General features: G+C 59.4%; 15 protein-coding genes. 12 read left to right on the top strand and 3 right to left on the bottom strand.

Annotated elements, in window-relative coordinates; genetic code table 11:
* The first annotated feature begins 28 nt into the window (after positions 1-28).
* From rfbB to WGT02_RS21740, 12 genes are all read left to right on the top strand, one after another.
* The gene (rfbB, locus tag WGT02_RS21795; RefSeq protein ID WP_208246786.1) at positions 29-1078 is read left to right on the top strand and encodes a dTDP-glucose 4,6-dehydratase; all 1050 of its coding nucleotides are present in this window, start codon (positions 29-31) and stop codon (positions 1076-1078) included.
* A complete protein-coding gene (gene rfbD, locus WGT02_RS21790; RefSeq protein ID WP_024314412.1) occupies positions 1075-1971 on the top strand; it encodes a dTDP-4-dehydrorhamnose reductase in 897 nt (298 codons plus the stop codon). Before rfbB ends, rfbD begins: the two co-directional genes overlap by 4 nt.
* Positions 1968-2852: a glucose-1-phosphate thymidylyltransferase RfbA gene (gene rfbA, locus WGT02_RS21785; RefSeq protein ID WP_024314411.1), complete on the top strand. Its 885-nt coding sequence runs from the start codon at positions 1968-1970 to the stop codon at positions 2850-2852. The genes rfbD and rfbA overlap by 4 nt, the downstream gene beginning before the upstream one ends.
* Positions 2849-3409, top strand: a complete 561-nt coding sequence (gene rfbC, locus WGT02_RS21780; RefSeq protein ID WP_024314410.1) for a dTDP-4-dehydrorhamnose 3,5-epimerase — start codon at positions 2849-2851, stop codon at positions 3407-3409. Before rfbA ends, rfbC begins: the two co-directional genes overlap by 4 nt.
* A gap of 70 nt (positions 3410-3479) precedes the next feature.
* On the top strand, positions 3480-3863 hold the full coding sequence (locus WGT02_RS21775) for a hypothetical protein (protein WP_029709968.1): 384 nt from the start codon (positions 3480-3482) through the stop codon (positions 3861-3863).
* A 101-nt stretch (positions 3864-3964) separates the two neighbouring features.
* Positions 3965-5002, top strand: coding sequence for a LacI family DNA-binding transcriptional regulator (locus WGT02_RS21770; RefSeq protein WP_024314408.1), 1038 nt, complete (start codon positions 3965-3967; stop codon positions 5000-5002).
* A gap of 299 nt (positions 5003-5301) precedes the next feature.
* Positions 5302-6381, top strand: a complete 1080-nt coding sequence (locus WGT02_RS21765; protein ID WP_210363143.1) for a Gfo/Idh/MocA family protein — start codon at positions 5302-5304, stop codon at positions 6379-6381.
* Positions 6382-6392: 11 nt separating this feature from the next.
* Positions 6393-7295: a sugar phosphate isomerase/epimerase gene (locus WGT02_RS21760; RefSeq protein ID WP_024314406.1), complete on the top strand. Its 903-nt coding sequence runs from the start codon at positions 6393-6395 to the stop codon at positions 7293-7295.
* 65 nt (positions 7296-7360) lie between these two features.
* A complete protein-coding gene (locus tag WGT02_RS21755; RefSeq protein WP_024314405.1) occupies positions 7361-8599 on the top strand; it encodes a sugar ABC transporter substrate-binding protein in 1239 nt (412 codons plus the stop codon).
* Between the two features lie 285 nt (positions 8600-8884).
* The gene (locus WGT02_RS21750) at positions 8885-9787 is read left to right on the top strand and encodes a carbohydrate ABC transporter permease (RefSeq protein ID WP_024314404.1); all 903 of its coding nucleotides are present in this window, start codon (positions 8885-8887) and stop codon (positions 9785-9787) included.
* Positions 9784-10611, top strand: coding sequence for a carbohydrate ABC transporter permease (locus WGT02_RS21745; RefSeq protein ID WP_208246782.1), 828 nt, complete (start codon positions 9784-9786; stop codon positions 10609-10611). Before WGT02_RS21750 ends, WGT02_RS21745 begins: the two co-directional genes overlap by 4 nt.
* Complete coding sequence (locus WGT02_RS21740; protein ID WP_024314402.1) at positions 10608-11678, top strand: ABC transporter ATP-binding protein; 1071 nt, start codon at positions 10608-10610, stop codon at positions 11676-11678. The genes WGT02_RS21745 and WGT02_RS21740 overlap by 4 nt, the downstream gene beginning before the upstream one ends.
* A gap of 42 nt (positions 11679-11720) precedes the next feature.
* On the opposite strand, the gene WGT02_RS21735 is transcribed toward WGT02_RS21740, so the two are convergent.
* From WGT02_RS21735 to WGT02_RS21725, 3 genes are read right to left on the bottom strand one after another with little or no spacing between them, the layout of a single operon-like run.
* Complete coding sequence (locus WGT02_RS21735) at positions 11721-12752, bottom strand: aldo/keto reductase (RefSeq protein WP_024314401.1); 1032 nt, start codon at positions 12750-12752, stop codon at positions 11721-11723.
* Positions 12753-12780: 28 nt separating this feature from the next.
* The gene (locus WGT02_RS21730) at positions 12781-14679 is read right to left on the bottom strand and encodes an ABC transporter ATP-binding protein (RefSeq protein ID WP_208246780.1); all 1899 of its coding nucleotides are present in this window, start codon (positions 14677-14679) and stop codon (positions 12781-12783) included.
* A gap of 10 nt (positions 14680-14689) precedes the next feature.
* Positions 14690-16498: an ABC transporter ATP-binding protein gene (locus WGT02_RS21725; protein ID WP_024314399.1), complete on the bottom strand. Its 1809-nt coding sequence runs from the start codon at positions 16496-16498 to the stop codon at positions 14690-14692.
* Between the last annotated feature and the right edge of the window lie 21 nt (positions 16499-16519).

Raw genomic sequence — 16519 nt, 5'->3', positions numbered from 1 at the left:
TTGCGTTAGTGCGAAGGGTGTGTAAGCGATGATTTTGGTGACTGGCGGCGCCGGTTTTATCGGCTCGAACTTCATTCTTGACTGGCTGGCTCAAAGCGACGAGCCCGTTCTTAACCTCGACGCGCTGACCTATGCTGGCAACAGAGAGAATTTGGCCTCGCTCACGACAGACGCCAGGTACACGTTCGTCCATGGAAGCATTGGAGACGGCGCTCTCGTAACCAACCTCATGACGCGATACCAGCCGCGCGCAATCGTGAACTTCGCCGCCGAAAGTCACGTTGACCGCTCGATCCATGGGCCCGAGGACTTCATTCAGACCAACATCGTGGGCGCATTCCGCTTGCTGGAAGCAGCCCGGGCCTATTGGGGCGGGTTAAGGGATCGCCAGGAGTTTCGTTTCCTACACATTTCGACCGATGAGGTTTTTGGTACATTGCAGGCCGGTGATCCTGCCTTCGATGAACAAAATCAGTACCAGCCCAACAGCCCTTACTCCGCCAGCAAAGCAGCCGCGGACCATCTGATGCGAGCCTACCATCACACCTATGGTCTGCCTGTGCTGACCACCAATTGCTCCAACAACTACGGTCCATTTCACTTTCCCGAAAAGCTCATTCCTCTGGTCATTCACAACGCCATTTCGGGTCGCCCATTGCCGCTCTACGGCGATGGGCGGCAAATTCGCGACTGGCTCTATGTAAAGGATCACTGCAGCGCAATTCGGCGAGTGTTGGATGCAGGCCTGCCGGGGCAGACCTACAATATCGGAGGCTGGAACGAGCGGACCAATCTTGAGGTCGTGATGATGCTGTGCGACGTGCTTGACGAACTTAAGCCAAGAGCCGATGGCAGCTCCTATCAGGAACAGATCACATTCGTGACCGATCGTCCGGGCCACGACCGGCGCTATGCGATCAACGCGGGCAAGATTGAAGCAGAGTTGGGTTGGCGACCAGCCGAGACGTTCGAGACCGGCATCAGGAAGACCGTTCGCTGGTATCTGGATCATCCGGACTGGGTCCGCAATGTCACCTTGGGCAGCTATCGCAACTGGATCGCAAAGCAATACGCATGAACATCCTGCTGCTTGGCAAGAACGGCCAGGTGGGCCGGGAACTTCATCGAACGCTTCTTCCGCTCGGTGCGGTGACGGCGCTGGAACGGCGAGACCTCGACATGGCGGCGACGGACACCCTTCCTGCGATCTTGGAAGCTCATGCGCCCGATCTCATCGTCAACGCAGCCGCCTGGACTGAGGTTGATCGCGCAGAATCGACGCCCGATACCGCTTTCCGCATCAATGCCGATGCGCCGCAGATTATCGCTCGGTTTGCCCGCGACCGCGGCGCGACGCTCATTCACTACTCGACAGACTACGTATTCGACGGCCGGAAACAGAGGCCATACGTCGAAAGTGACGACACCAATCCGCTGAACGTCTACGGGCAATCAAAGCGAGCAGGCGAGCAAGCGATCAAGGCATCAGGCTGCAGGTTCGTCATATTGCGGACGAGCTGGGTTTTCTCGGCGACGGGTGCCAATTTCATCAACACCATCCTTCGCTTGGCGCGTGAACGGCCGACGCTGCGAATTGTTGCCGACCAGTTTGGCGCGCCGACATCAGCCGAACTTATCGCCGACGTTACGGCGCTGGCGGTGGCGGCTCATCGCCAAGGGCAATTTGACAGCGGCATCTATCATCTGACGGCGCAGGGCCAAACCAGCTGGCATGAACTTGCATTCTATGTCGTTCGACGTGCGCGTGAACTGGGGTTCACCCTGCGGACTGATGTTGGCGACATCGAGCCCATTGCGACGGAGGAATACCCACTGCCTGCAGCGCGGCCGCGGAACTCCTTGCTCAACTGCGATGCACTCGCCAGTTGCCTGGGATTGGATCTGCCGTACTGGAGCGTGCACGTAGACAGGATGCTTGATCAACTCAGAGAACGGGAGCCGCAGACGTGACTCGAAAAGGCATCATCCTCGCCGGCGGTTCCGGCACCCGCCTGCACCCCGCGACGTTGGCAATCAGCAAGCAGTTGCTGCCGGTCTTCGACAAACCGATGATCTACTATCCGCTGAGCACGCTGATGCTCGCGGGTATCCGGGACATACTCGTCATATCGACCCCGCAGGATACCCCGCGCTTTGAGGCGTTGCTGGGGACCGGCGAGCAATGGGGCATCAACTTCTCCTATGCCGTACAGCCGTCGCCCGATGGCCTGGCCCAGGCCTTCGTCATCGGCGAGGACTTTCTCGAAGGATCACCGAGCGCCCTTGTGCTCGGCGACAATATTTTTTACGGACATGACCTGCCGCTGTTGCTCGCCAGCGGCATGTCGCGCACAAGCGGCGCAACCGTCTTCGCCTACCATGTGCTCGATCCCGAACGCTACGGTGTCGTCGAGTTCGACGGAGCAAACAGAGCCCTGTCAATCGAGGAAAAGCCGTCTCGAGCGAAATCGAACTATGCCGTAACAGGCCTTTATTTCTATGACGAGAGGGCTGTCGAGTATGCCAGGCAGCTCAAGCCCTCGGCGAGGGGCGAGCTAGAGATTACCGACCTCAACAGCCGCTACCTGAATGACGGCAGCCTGACGGTGGAAATCATGGGTCGAGGCTATGCCTGGCTCGATACGGGCACCCACGACTCTCTGCTTGACGCCGGCCAGTTCATTTCGACGCTGGAACACCGCCAAGGTCTGAAGGTCTCCTGCCCAGAAGAGATTGCCTTCCGAAACGGCTGGATCGACGGTGGGCATCTCGAGCGCCTGGCTGCACCGCTTGCCAAAAGCGGCTATGGCAAATACCTGCTGCGGCTTGTGGCGGAGGCCGGCAATCAATGAAGGTAAAGTCGCTGGAGATCGCTGACGTGTTGCTGATCGAGCCGACGGTCTATGGCGACGATCGCGGCTTTTTCTTCGAGAGCTTCAATCAGGCGCAGTTTAGTGCGCTCGTCGGTCAAGATCTCACCTTCGTGCAGGACAACCACTCCAAATCGGCAAGGGGCGTGCTGCGAGGACTGCACTACCAGATCAAACAACCGCAGGGAAAACTGGTGCGCGTCGTCGACGGAGAGGTGTTTGACGTTGCCGTCGACCTGCGCAAGGCGTCGCCGACCTTCGGCAAATGGGTCGGGGAAACCCTGTCTGCCGACAACAAACGGCAGCTCTGGATTCCGGCCGGTTTCGCCCACGGCTTTCTTGTGCTTTCCGAGTCCGCGCAGTTCCTCTACAAGACCACGGATTTCTATTCGCCGGAGAACGAGCGGGCGATTATTTGGAATGATCCGACGCTGAACATTCGCTGGCCGATCGATACGATGCCCATTCTTTCGAGGAAGGATGCGGTGGCGCAGGCGTTCCCTGATGCGGAAGTCTTCGCCGGTTCACTGGATTCTTGAATTCGCTTTCGTCGCATAGTTGAAACCGTGCCAGCGCGTCTGCATGTTCCTGCAAAGCGGCGATAAGAGGATGTCCGACGTGTCCGACGAAATTGTCAGTGGGTTGCACCTGGTCGTCGTTGCGCAAGCAATCGCGTGGCTGCTGTTTGCCTTGATTTTCTTCGTGACGATTGCCCCCATCAGGCTGCGCCCGCGAACGATCACGCGCGTCAACCTCGACAGAAGCCTCGCCTTCGCGGCAATGGCGTTCTTCTTTGTGCTTGGCTATTCACATTCCGCGGCACTGGTTGGTGTCAGCTGTGTGATCGGCGCGGGCATTTCGGAATTGCTGCAGCTCTTGTCGCCGTCGCGCCATGCGCGACTGCCAGACGCAATGGCGAAATCGACCGGAGCCGCCGCCGGCGCCCTCGTGGCTATGGTGGCGCTGGCGACATCCGGCTCACTGGCGATTTGAACACCGGGCCCCATCGCTCGTCGTAAGGACGCTTTCCGGAAACGTTTTAGTATGGCAGATAGGAAGGCAAATCGTTCCATCGGGGAGGAAGATTGCCGCAGATGAAGGGTATTCGCCAACTCGCCAAGCATCTCGACATTTCAATCGGGACGGTTTCGCGTGCGCTAAACGACAGGCCCGACGTCAACGAAGAGACGCGCAAGCGTGTGCTCGCAGCCGCCGAAGAGCTTGGATATGTGGCGAACCAGTCCGGACGCAGCCTGCGTCAGGGCACGACAAACGTCATCGGCCTGATGATCGAATCCAGCAAGGAGACGGTCGAAAACAGCGACAACTTCTTCCTTGGCGTCACCGGCGGCTTGCAGAGCGTGCTGTCGCGTCACAAGCTTGACCTGCTCATGCTGCCGTGCCCGAATGATGAAGACCCCCACGAGTATCTGAAGCGGATGGTCGCGCGACGGATCGTCGATGCCATGATCATCTCGGCAACGCAGCGCGTCGACAAACGCATCGACCTGCTGGTGAAAGCCAAGATCCCCTTCGTAGCACTCGGCCGCAGCACATCCGGCGGCAGCCACACCTGGATCGATCTTGACTTCGAGGGCGTTGCTGCCTGCGCCGTCGATCGCCTGGTATCGAAGGGACATCGTCGTATCGCTATCGCCGCACCATCCAACGACATCAACCTCGGCTATATCTTCGTCGATACCTATCGGCAAGCCCTTGAGCGGCATGGCATCGCCTTCGATCCGTCGCTGGTCATCCGCGTCAAATCCAGTGAGCAGGGCGGCTATCAGGCCGGCCACGAGATGCTGCGGCTCGACAGCAAGCCGACGGCGATCATCCTTATCTATGAGCTCATGGCGATCGGTCTCTACCGGCGCCTGAATGAGGCAGGCATTATTCCCGGTCGCGATCTCGCGGTCATCGGCTTTCGCGAAGAACCGCGCGGCAAATTCCTGCAGCCATCACTCACCTGCTTTCGCATGTCACTGCGCGATCTCGGCGTCGAGCTTGCCGAAACCTTGCTTGCGACAATGCCGGCCTATGCGGCGCACTACCCGAAAGGCGCACGCAACACGATCTGGCCTCTCGAACTCGTTCCCGGAGAAAGCGACGCTTTTTCTCTCAAGGCATAAGCTCGGATGTCTTGCCAGTCTGCTCACTGCAGCGTTGACGAGGGCGCAAGTCCGCGTCCTCGTTTGCCGACTGACGACCTTGGCGCCGATGACGTCATCTGTTTGAACGATCCATCCTCGCTGCAACGCTCGTGCACCGGTCAGCCTTTGAAATCGACGGTGATATTTTCCTTGCTGCGGCGCAATATCGATTTGCCTAAGGGTCCGCATTTGCAGGCGTTTTCCGCAGCATTCTTGCAAGAACCGCATGGTATTGACACCAGGAAACGTTTCCGCTTAGTATCGTAAACGTTTACGGGATGCGTTTCGGGAGGAAAACCAGAAACGATCCACCGGAGGAAATCGTGACTTTGAATGCCGTTCTATGCGGGTGCGGAGCCATGTCCAAGGGTTGGCTGCGCGCTATCCAGGAAACCCCGGCTCTTAAAGCCGCCATAAAGGTCAAGGGCCTTGTCGACGTCAATCCGGCAGCAGCCGAGGCGCTCGCCGCCGAGTTCGGCCTCGAAGGGGCTGTGACCGGTACAGATCTTGCCGACGTCATTGCAAGGTCGAACGCCGACATCGTGTTTGACGTCGTCGTCCCGACGGCACGTTTCAACGTCGTCTCCACCGCGCTGAAGGCCGGCTGCCACGTTCTCAGCGAAAAGCCGATGGCAACCTCGCTTGCAGAAGGAGCGGCCCTGATCGATCTGGCGGCTGAAACCGGCAAGATCCACGCCATCATTCAGAACCGTCGGTTCATCTCGGGCGTGCGCCGCATGCGCCGTTTTGTCGAGAGCGGGTCAATCGGTGACCTGACCGCCATCCATTGCGATTTCTTCCTCGGACCGCATTTCGGGGGCTTCCGCGAAGAGATGGACAATGTCTTGCTCCTCGACATGGCGATCCACACGTTCGATGCCGCCCGCTATGTCGCCGACAAGAAGCCGCTCGCCGTCTATTGCGTTGAACGCAACCCCAAAGGCTCCTGGTACAGGCACGGCGCATCTGCCAATGCGACCTTCGAATTTGCCGATGATGTCGTCTTCACCTATCGCGGCTCCTGGTGTGCGGAAGGCGAGCGCACCAGTTGGGAAAGTGAGTGGCGTCTCGTCGGCTCAAAGGGCATGCTGACCTGGGATGGCGCCGATACGTTCAGCGCCGCCGTTGCCGGCAATGAGCCTGGTCTGTTGCATGGCGTTGCGCCCGTAAACGTTCCTGAACCGGCTCACGAGGAAGAAACGCATGGCCATGCCAGCGTTATTTCGAGTTTCGTGGAGGCGATCAATACCGGCAAGCGGCCTGAGACGGCAAGTTCCGACAATATCAGAAGCCTCGCCATGGTCTTCGGCGCGATCGAGAGCGCCAAGACCGGCAGGCGCATTGAGATTTCAGCATAAGGAAAGAGATTGTGAGCAACCCTGCCAAGTCCATTCGTATCGGCACCATGGTCAGCGCCTCCAAGGGCGGTGCCGACAAGCGTATCGGCCAGATCGCCGATATGGGCTTCGAAAGCTTCGAGCCCTTCTTCTGGCAGACGACCAACGGCCAGGATCTTGCCGAACTTGGCAAGCGCTGCGTCGATGCCATCGGCGGTCGTGACATTACCATTTCGACGCTTGGCATGTTCGGCAATCCGCTGGAGACCGCCGACATCGACCTTGAGACGCTAAAGGGCTGGAAGGATTGCATCGACAACGCCCACCATTTCGGCGCAACCTGTGTTGCCGGCTTTACCGGCCGCATCCGCAACAAGCCGCTGACCGACAGCCTGCCGCGCTACAAGGAGATCTGGAGCGAGCTTGCGAAGCGTGCAGCCGACAAGGGCATCAAGATCGCCTTCGAAAACTGCGCCATGGACGGCAACTGGGCGACCGGTGATTGGAACATCGCCCACAACCCGGATGCCTGGGAACTGATCTTTAACGAAACCCCGGACGATCATATCGGCCTGGAGTGGGAGCCCTGCCATCAGATGGTCTATCTGATCGAGCCGCTACCGCAGATCCGCAAGTGGGCAAAAAAGATCTTCCACGTGCACGGCAAGGACGCGACGATCCGCTGGGATGTCATCAAGGAGCACGGCATCTTCGGCAAGGAGAAGTTCGTCTTCATGCGCACGCCGGGCTTTGGCGACAGCAACTGGACCGACGTTATTTCCGAACTGCGGCTTGCCGGTTGGTCCGGCTCGATCGACATCGAAGGCTGGCACGACCCGGTCTACCGCGACGATTTGGAAATGACCGGTCAGGTCTACGCACTGAACCATCTCAAGCATGCCCGGGGCGGCGACTTCGTCGTCGATCCGGTCTGATGACATCGTGGCCGGCGAGGAGGAATCGCCGGCTTCCGACAGGATAACCACAAAGGAGGAGAACTATGGGTATCCGCAAGTTTGCAGTAATCGGCGCTTTGGCGCTGGCAGGCGTTTCTCTCTTCGGCCTGGCCGCCAAGGCCGAGGATGTCACCATCACGGTCTGGTCGCTGGACAAGGATGTCCAGCCGGCGCCGAACCTGGTGAAGGAATTCAACGCGCTGAACAACGGCATCAAGATCGAATATCGCGAGATCCAGTTCGACGATGTTGTCAGTGAAGCGATGCGCGCTTATTCCACCGGTCAGGCGCCAGATATCATCGCTGTCGACAATCCGGAACATGCAATGTTCGCCTCGCATGGCGCGTTCCTCGATCTCACCGACATGATCGCCAAGTCCTCGGTGATCAAGAAGGAAAACTATTTTCCTGGTCCGCTGAACTCGGTCACCTGGGACAGCAAGCTCTTCGGCGTGCCGAAAGCAACCAATACGATTGCGCTCTACTACAATGTCGACATGTTCAAGGCCAAGGGCCTCGATCCCGACAAGCCGCCGCACACCTGGGATGAACTGGTGGATACGGCCCGCAAGCTGAACGATCCGGCCAAGAACGTTTATGGTCTGGCTTTCTCGGCCAAGGCGAACGAGGAAGGCACTTTCCAGTTCCTGCCTTGGGCGCAGATGGGCGGGGGTGGCTATGACCACGTCAATACGGCTGGCGCCGTCAAGGCGCTGGAAACCTGGAAGACCATCCTCGACGAGAAGCTTGCTTCGCCTGACACCCTGACCCGCGGACAGTGGGACTCGACGGGTACCTTCAATTCCGGCAATGCGGCGATGGTGATTTCCGGTCCGTGGGAACTCGACCGCATGTCGCAGGAAGCCAAGTTCGACTGGCGCGTGACGCTAATGCCGGTGCCGAAGGACGGCGTCGAGCCGTCTTCCGCGATGGGCGACTTCAACTGGGCGATCTTCGCCAGTACCAAGCATCCGGCCGAGGCCTTCAAGGCGCTCGAATACTTCGCCTCACAGGATGACAAGATGTTCAAAAACTATGGCCAGTTGCCGGCCCGTTCGGACATCGCCATTCCGCCGACCGGCAATGAGAAGAAGGATGCTGCACTCAAGGTATTCCTCGAGCAGCTGAAATATGCCAAGCCGCGTGGTCCGCATCCGCAGTGGCCGAAGATATCCAAGGCGATCCAGGACGCCATCCAGTCCGCGCTGACGGGGCAGGCCACACCGCAGGCTGCTCTCGACCAGGCAGCCCAGACCATCAAGGGTATCCTCGGCGAAGGCTGAGATCGGCCTGACGTGCCGCCGGATTGTCGTCCGGCGGCACCGCCAGGAACACGGATTGTCGTGTTATTGTTCTTCGGACATCTTCCTCTCAAGGGAGAGGGTGGAGACTGTGGTGGCGCTCCCTCCCGGCACTCTCTGCTCTTGCTTGCGCGGCACGGATCTTGACGTCGCGGTTCGGCAAGCATCTGCTCTCTTCCTTGAGAGGAAGGTGCCCGGAGGGGCATTCAGAAAATATGGACATTCGAAGCATATCGCGTCGAATGTATGGGTCAGGAGCCTTGGAGTATGCGCACTGTTGCCAGCGGAATAAGAGACGGAAAGGGGTTTGACGTCACACTTGCGGCGATTCCCTTTGCATTTCTGTTTTTCCTGTCTTTCCTGCCGCTTGTCTACAACGTGCTGATGAGCCTGCAACAGGTCGATATGTTCAGTCTCGCGCAGGTATTCCGCCCCTTTGTCGGCTTGAAGAACTATCAGGAAGTGTTCGCGCGGCCGGAAGCCTGGCTGGTGATGAAGAACACGGTGGTCTTCGTCGTAGCGTCGATCGCCGGACAGTTTCTTATCGGCTTCGGGCTGGCGCTGTTCTTCTGGATCGGTTTTCCCGGATCGTCCTGGCTGCGCGGTCTGTTTCTTGTTTCGTGGGTGATGCCCGGCCTCGTCGTCGGCGCGATCTGGAATCTGATCCTGTCGGGCGATTTCGGCGTGCTGAACTACCTGCTCAAGAGCCTGTCGATCACAGATGCCAACATCTTCTGGCGCTCAGATCCGGCCTATTCGCTGTGGGCGGTGATTATCGCCAATATCTGGCTCGGTGTGTCCTTCAATATGATCCTGCTTTCGGTTGGTCTCTCCTCCATTCCCGGCGACCTCTACGAGGCGGCCGAACTCGACGGCGCCAATGGCTGGCAGCGGTTCTGGACCATCACGCTGCCGATGATGCGTTCAACGATCGGTGCCGTCGTCTCGCTCGGCATGATCTTCACATTGCAGCAATTCGATCTCTTTGCGGTTATCACATCAGGCGGCCCGAACAATTCCTCCAACGTCGCGCAATACTGGGCGTGGCTTTGGTCCTTCAAGGAGTATGATTTCGCCAAGGGCGCAACGATTTCAGTGGTGATGATCATCGTCGTGATGATCGCCTCGGTCATCTATGTACGTTCGACCCGCCATGAGGTGCGCGGATGAGCGAGACCATGAAGTACCGTCTGCTTTTCGTGATTGCCGTGGTGCTGGCAATCATCTACCTCTTTCCGCTCTACTGGATGTATCTGAGCAGCCTCAAGACCACGTCGGACATGTTCGCGACGCCGCCGACTTTCCACGCCAGCAATCCGCAATGGCATGTCTATGGTGACGTCTGGTTGGGCCTGAAGATGGGCCACTACATCTGGAATTCGGTGGTGATCGCCACCGGCAGCGTCGCGCTGGTGACGATACTGGGCACCGGGCTTGCCTATGTGCTGGCGCGCTACCGCAACATCTGGATCGATATCGGTCTTTTCCTCGTGCTGATGCTGCAGGTGTTACCCGCCTCGCTGATGATTACGCCGATTTTCGTCGGGTTTTCGCAGATTGGCGTTCTCGACTTCCCACGCTTTGCTGTAATTTTGGCGACAGCGGCGAAAACCATGCCCTTCTTCGTGGTGCTTGTGCGAGCCACTTTCATGAGCGTGCCCCAGGAACTCGAGGAGGCGGCGCTGGTCGACGGAAATTCGCGTGTCGGCGCCTTCTTCAACATCGTCCTGCCACTGGCGCGCAACGGCATCCTGGTCGCCGCGATCCTGATCTTCATGCAGGCCTTCGGCGAATTCGTCTATTCGAAGTCGATGATCCAGAACATCGAACTCCAGCCGTCGAGTGTCGGCCTTTATTCCTTCATCGGCCCAAATACCAGCGAGTGGAACAAGATCATGGCTTTCGCGGCGATGTATGTGACGCCGATCCTCGCCATCTTCGTTCTTCTACAGCGCCGGATCGTCTCCGGCCTGACTTCCGGAGCTTTGAAATGACCACACAGATCGAATTGACCGGCGTCAACAAGCATTACGGTGCCTACCATGCGCTGAGGGATATCAACCTTACGATCCCAAAAGGCAGTTTCGTGGCACTTGTCGGTCCGTCGGGCTGCGGCAAATCCACGTTGCTCCGGTCGCTGGCGGGGCTGGAGAAGATTTCCGAAGGCACCTTGCAGATCGCCGGCGAGGTAATGAACGACATGCCGCCGCGCAAGCGTGACATCGCCATGGTGTTCCAGTCCTATGCGCTTTATCCACATATGACGGTGGCCGAAAATCTGACCTATTCGTTGCGCATGCGTGGCGTATCCAAGGATGAAGCGAGAAAGAGGGCGCACGAGGTGGCGCAGATAACCGGTCTTACCGGACTGCTCGACCGCTATCCACGTCAGCTTTCCGGCGGCCAGCGCCAGCGCGTCGCCATGGGCCGCGCAATCATCCGGCATCCCAAGGCCTTCCTGTTTGACGAGCCGCTATCCAATCTCGATGCGGCACTGCGCGTGTCGATGCGCAAGGAAATCCGCGCGCTGCACGACCGGCTCGGCGCGACGTCGGTCTATGTCACCCACGACCAGATCGAGGCGATGACCATGGCCGACCATGTCGTCGTCATGCGCGAAGGTATCATCGAGCAGCAGGGCAGGCCGCTGGACCTTTACGACAAGCCCGCCAACAAGTTTGTCGCAGGTTTCATCGGTTCGCCCGCCATGAACTTCATTCCGGCTGTTGTCGCCGACGACGGCAAGAGCCTGACGATCGATCTTGGCAGTGTGAAGCACAAGATCGCGATCGACCATCAAGTCCAAGCCGGCCGCAAGGTCACCGTTGGCCTTCGCCCGGAGCATATCGGGATCACGGCAGCAGGGCAGGGCACGTTCGACGTGCCGGTAGCCGTGGTGGAATCGACCGGTTCATCCACCTTCGTCACGGCGGCGACCACACCCGAACTGACGATCGTCGAGACGGGCCGAGGCATCGCGCGGGCGCGCGAGACGATTGGCGTGACCGTCGATCCGTCGCGGCTACATCTTTTCGACGAGACAAGCGGCGTGCGCCTCTGATCAAAGTGGCAGCCGAAATGCCTTCCGGCCGCCACGACCAATTTACCGTCCGCCTTCGATTTTTCGATACCGCTGGTTCGTGCCGCCGGCACCATAGGGGTAGTCGGCCACATGGGGCTGGCTGACTTCGCTCAGCTTCGTCATCTCCTCTTCGGAAAGCAAAAGCTTTGCCGCAGCGAGATTGTCCGCAAGCTGCTCACTCGTGCGCGCGCCGAGAATGACCGACGTCACCGCTGGTCGCGCCGCCGTCCAGGCAAGCGCCACCTGCGCCATGCTGACGCCACGGGCCTTGGCAATCTCCTCCACCGTGTCGATGATCGCCCAGGTGCGCTCCTGCGCATTGCGCGCGGCGTAAGATTCCATACCCCTGTTCGGGTTCTCGCCGAGACGGGTCGCACCCGTCGGCATCTGGTCACGCCGGTATTTGCCCGTCAGCCAGCCGCCGCCAAGCGGTGACCATGGCAGCAGGCCCATGCCGGCATCCTGGCATGCCGCGATAATCTCCAGCTCGATGTCGCGCACCAGAAGGCTATATTGCGGCTGCAGCGTTACTGGTCGCGTATAGCCGCGCGACTTGGCGATTTCCACGGCTTTGGCGATGTGCCATCCCACATAGTTGGAGAAGCCGTAATAACCGATCTTGCCGGCCGATACGGCATCATCGAGAAAGCGCAACGTCTCCTCGATCGGCGTCAGCGCGTCCCATGCATGCATCTGATAGAGATCGATATGCTCGACACCGAGACGCGAAAGCGAAGCGTCGAGCGCCTGGTTCAGGTGGCGGCGCGAAAGGCCGATGTCGTTTGGACCGGGGCCCATCGGGAAGCGCCCCTTGGTTGCGATCACGGCCTGTTTTGCCTCGGTCGGCCGTGTCTTCAGCCACTGGCCGATGATCTCTTCGGACTTGCCGGCGCTGTAGACATCGGCGGTGTCGACGAAATTGCCGCCCCAGGCGAAATAGTCGTCGAGAAGCTTGTGCGATGCCGCTTCATCAGCCTCGGCGCCGAATGTCATGGTGCCGAGGCAGTAGGCGGCGACGACCGCTCCACTATGGCCAAGCCTGCGATAATCCATGGAAGGTCCTCCTCTTCAATTAGTAACGTTAAGTGGCTGAACCGTTCGCCGCCGTTTCTTCCAAAACCGTGTCGGGAATATCGTCGAACGACGCGTAGTTCAGATTGTAGAGCCTGGAATAGAGCTTGCGGTTTTTCATCAGCTGTTGATGGTTCCCGGTCTCGATCAGTTCGCCGTTCTGCAAGACGATGATGCGATCCGCCTCCCGGATGGTGGCGAGGCGGTGGGCTATGACAAGTCCCGTGCGGTTTTCGAGGAGCTTGACCAGCGCCTTCTGGATCAGCATCTCCGTATAGCTGTCGATATTGGCCGTCGCCTCGTCGAGGACCAGGATTTTCGCGTCAGCCACCAGCGCGCGGGCAAAGCTCAGAAGCTGACGCTGACCAAGAGATAGATTGCCGCCACGCTCGCCAAGCATGCTGTCATAGCCCTGCGGCAAACGCATGATGAAGTCATGGGCGCCGACGGCCTTCGCAGCCTCGATGACCTGCTCGCGGGTTGCCTCCGCCTTGTGGTAGCGAATGTTGTCGAACACCGTGCCGGTAAACAGGAATGGTTCCTGAAGAACCATGGCGATCTGGTTGCCAAGCGAATCCTGTGTCAGATCGCGCACATCGTGCCCGCCGACCAGTACCTGTCCCTGCTGAACGTCGTAAAAGCGATGGATCAGCGACATGCAGCTCGATTTGCCCGAACCTGTCGGGCCGACAAGGGCAACCGTTTCGCCCGGGTTTACCTTGAAGCTGACATGCTTGAGAACCGGGAGCTTGGGATTGTAGCCGAAGACGACGTCACGAAATTCAACCGATCCGTCCATATCGGCGGAAAGCTCCCTGGCATTTGGTGCGTCCCTGATGTCGACCGGCACATCGAGAACTTCCGTCAGTCGCTGACCGGAGGCCATGGCGCGCTGCATCACCGAATACTGCAGCGTCAGCGACCGGATCGGGTCGAAGAACCGCTGGATATAGAACAGGAAAGCGACAAGGACGCCGACATCAAGCGCCTGGTTGAGCACACGTGCACCACCGACGACAATGACAAGCGCCATAGCAACACCGGTCAGCGAGTCCACGATCGGCACCATCACCTGGGCGTAGCGCGCCGCCGTCAGGTGCGTCTTCAGGTTCGCCTTCGCCTTGTCGTCATAGAGCATGAAGTTGACGCCCTGGCGGTCCATACTCTGGACGGCCCGCACGCCATGGATCGCTTCGGCCAGCGCGCCGCTGGCGACGGAATTGGTCTCATGCGCTGCCATGAAGGACTTGCGCGCCAGCGGCAGCCAGAAGAGACGCACGACAAAAAGGATAGGCAGGACGGAAAGTGTCAGAAGGCCGAGCTTGAAGTCGAGATAGAGCATGACGAAGACGATGCCGAACAGCAGTGCGATATCACCGACCGACAGGACGGAGGTTTCCAGAAATTCCTGCATCGAATTGACGTCGCCCTGCAGGCGCGACATCAGGCGCCCGACCTCGGTTTTGTCCATGAAGGAGAGCGAAACCCGCTGCAGGTGCGAAAACATCGCCTTGCGGATGTCGAAGAGAACCTCTTCGGCAACGTTGCCCACCAGCGTCTCCTGCGCGTAGCTGGCACCGTAGTTGATCAAGATCGCGATCACAAAGGCGACCATCGACCACGTCAGCGCTGAATGGCTTCCTCCGGGCTGCATGCCGTGATCGATCGCATAGCGGATGATCAGCGGGATCAGCAACTGCATCGCCGTGAACGTCAAAACGGCGGCCACCGAGAGTACCACCTGCCTCCGATAGGGATGCACAAAGCCCCAGATGCGTTTGACGATGTTGCCGTCGAAGGCCTTGCCGAACATCTCCTCCTCGATGCGGTGGGAGCCGACGACCGCGCGCGGCGGGCGGCGTCCGTCCTCGCGAACGTCGGAGCGTTCGGTTTCCAGTTCCTCGGCCATTCATTCCTCCCTAGGCACTGAGGGCCTCGTCGCCCGGCCGCACCTGTAGATCGAAAAGCGCCTTGTAGCGCCCGCCGGCGGCCAGCAACTCTTCATGTGTGCCCCGCTCGACGATTTCTCCATGCTCGACAAACAGGATCTGGTCGGCATGCATCAAAGAACTCAAGCGATGCGCCACGATGATCGTCACGCGATCAGCCGCATATTTGCGCATTGCTGCACGGATGCGCTGTTCGGTTGCGGCATCGATTGCAGCCGTCGAATCATCGAAGATCATGACGGCAGGCTTCAGCATCAGCGCGCGGGCGATCGACAGACGCTGGCGCTGTCCTCCCGACAGCGACACGCCGCGTTCGCCGACGACCGTTCCATAGCCGGTCGGCAGGCCGAGCACGTAGTTGTGCAGCTGTGCGCTTTCGCTCGCCCGCTCGATCCGGCTTTCCTTTGCCCAGGGGTCTCCATAGGCAATGTTGTTTTCGATCGAGGTCGTGAACAGGAAGGAATCCTGCTGCACGACGGCGACGGCGCGACGCAGCGACTGCAGCGTCGCCTTGCCAATGTCCTGTCCGTCAAGGGTAATCCTGCCCTTGGTGACGTCGTAAAAGCGCGGGATGAGGTGGGCAAGCGTCGACTTACCGCTGCCGGGCGGACCCACGATGCCGATCGTCTCGCCGCGCTTTGCCTCGAAGGAAACATTGCGCAACACCTCGTGTATCGGCGAACTCGGATAGGTAAAGCTTACATTCTCGAGGCGAAGCGTACCGTCATTCAGCGCCAGATCCTTTGCATCCGGCGCATCGCGCACGGCGATCTCGAGGTCGAGCAGGTTGAAGAGGCGGGTGCCGCAGGTCGAAGCACGTGCGAAGGCATTGACCATGAGACCAAGCTGGCGAACCGGCATCTGCAGGATCGTCATGAAGGTCAGGAACGAGGCGAGCGTGCCGACGGTGATCTCGCCTGACATCACCTTGCCGCCGCCGATCCACAGCACCAGTCCCATGGCCGCGAAGAAGGAGAAGGTCATAGCGCTCGTGTTGACAACGCGGATACCGACGCGCTGGTGGGCGAGTGTGAGAGCGCTCTTCGAGGCCTTCTCGAACTTCCTTATCTCGTGCGCCTGCGCGGCAAAGGCGCGGACGACGCGGATGCCCCCGAGATTTTCCTCCATGATGCGCGTCAACACCGATAGCCGCTCCTGCAGCTCGAGCCAGGTTGCACGCAACCGCAACTGCGTGACCGAGGAGCGCCAGCCGACGAATGGCACGAAGCTTAAGGCAAGCAAACCGAGAACGACGTCTGTGGAAAGCAGCATATAGGCGCCGATGCCAATCAGCATCGTCAACAGCACCATGCGCACCAGCGCCGTCGAAAAGTACATGCGCACACCTTCGAGGTCGAGCAACCCGATGGTGATCAGGTCGCCCGAATGGACGCTGTCGTGAAAGCTGAAGGAGAGCCGTTGGATCTTCTCGTAGCAGGCAAGGCGTAGCTCGTAGCCGATATGATGGCCGACGCTTTCGCTGTAATAGTTCTGGATCATCGTAAAGATGCCGCGCAGGACGCTGGCGCCGAGCAGCATCAGCGCGGTCGTCAAAAGCGCATCCTGCGCCAGTTGCCCTGCCTGACCGCCTTGCACCGCGATCTGCGTGTGGTCGACGGCCTGGCCGAGCAGGCGAGGGATCATCAGCTGGAAGGTGGAGGCCACAAGGGTTGCGCCAATGGCGAAACCGGATTGCCAGGGATGGCGAAACGCCATGACGGTGATGCGCACGAGCGTGAAGAGGCCTTTGCCCCAGCCTGCCGCAATCGCCTTCGCCATCGAAGCCGAGGGCTTCGTCGC

The organism is Rhizobium sp. T1470 (assembly GCF_042140505.1).
GTDB lineage: Bacteria > Pseudomonadota > Alphaproteobacteria > Rhizobiales > Rhizobiaceae > Rhizobium > Rhizobium favelukesii.
The sequence above is the reverse complement of the archived record's forward strand: the minus strand, read 5'-3'. Positions and strand labels throughout refer to the sequence as shown.

Coding starts and splice junctions, on each gene's coding strand:
- rfbB (WP_208246786.1), top strand. CDS start 29: ATGATTTTGGTGACTGGCGGCGCCGGTTTTATCGGCTCGAACTTCATT.
- rfbD (WP_024314412.1), top strand. CDS start 1,075: ATGAACATCCTGCTGCTTGGCAAGAACGGCCAGGTGGGCCGGGAACTT.
- rfbC (WP_024314410.1), top strand. CDS start 2,849: ATGAAGGTAAAGTCGCTGGAGATCGCTGACGTGTTGCTGATCGAGCCG.
- WGT02_RS21775 (WP_029709968.1), top strand. CDS start 3,480: ATGTCCGACGTGTCCGACGAAATTGTCAGTGGGTTGCACCTGGTCGTC.
- WGT02_RS21770 (WP_024314408.1), top strand. CDS start 3,965: ATGAAGGGTATTCGCCAACTCGCCAAGCATCTCGACATTTCAATCGGG.
- WGT02_RS21765 (WP_210363143.1), top strand. CDS start 5,302: ATGCGTTTCGGGAGGAAAACCAGAAACGATCCACCGGAGGAAATCGTG.
- WGT02_RS21755 (WP_024314405.1), top strand. CDS start 7,361: ATGGGTATCCGCAAGTTTGCAGTAATCGGCGCTTTGGCGCTGGCAGGC.
- WGT02_RS21750 (WP_024314404.1), top strand. CDS start 8,885: ATGCGCACTGTTGCCAGCGGAATAAGAGACGGAAAGGGGTTTGACGTC.
- WGT02_RS21745 (WP_208246782.1), top strand. CDS start 9,784: ATGAGCGAGACCATGAAGTACCGTCTGCTTTTCGTGATTGCCGTGGTG.
- WGT02_RS21740 (WP_024314402.1), top strand. CDS start 10,608: ATGACCACACAGATCGAATTGACCGGCGTCAACAAGCATTACGGTGCC.
- WGT02_RS21735 (WP_024314401.1), bottom strand. CDS start 12,752: ATGGATTATCGCAGGCTTGGCCATAGTGGAGCGGTCGTCGCCGCCTAC.
- WGT02_RS21730 (WP_208246780.1), bottom strand. CDS start 14,679: ATGGCCGAGGAACTGGAAACCGAACGCTCCGACGTTCGCGAGGACGGA.
- WGT02_RS21725 (WP_024314399.1), bottom strand. CDS start 16,498: ATGGCGAAGGCGATTGCGGCAGGCTGGGGCAAAGGCCTCTTCACGCTC.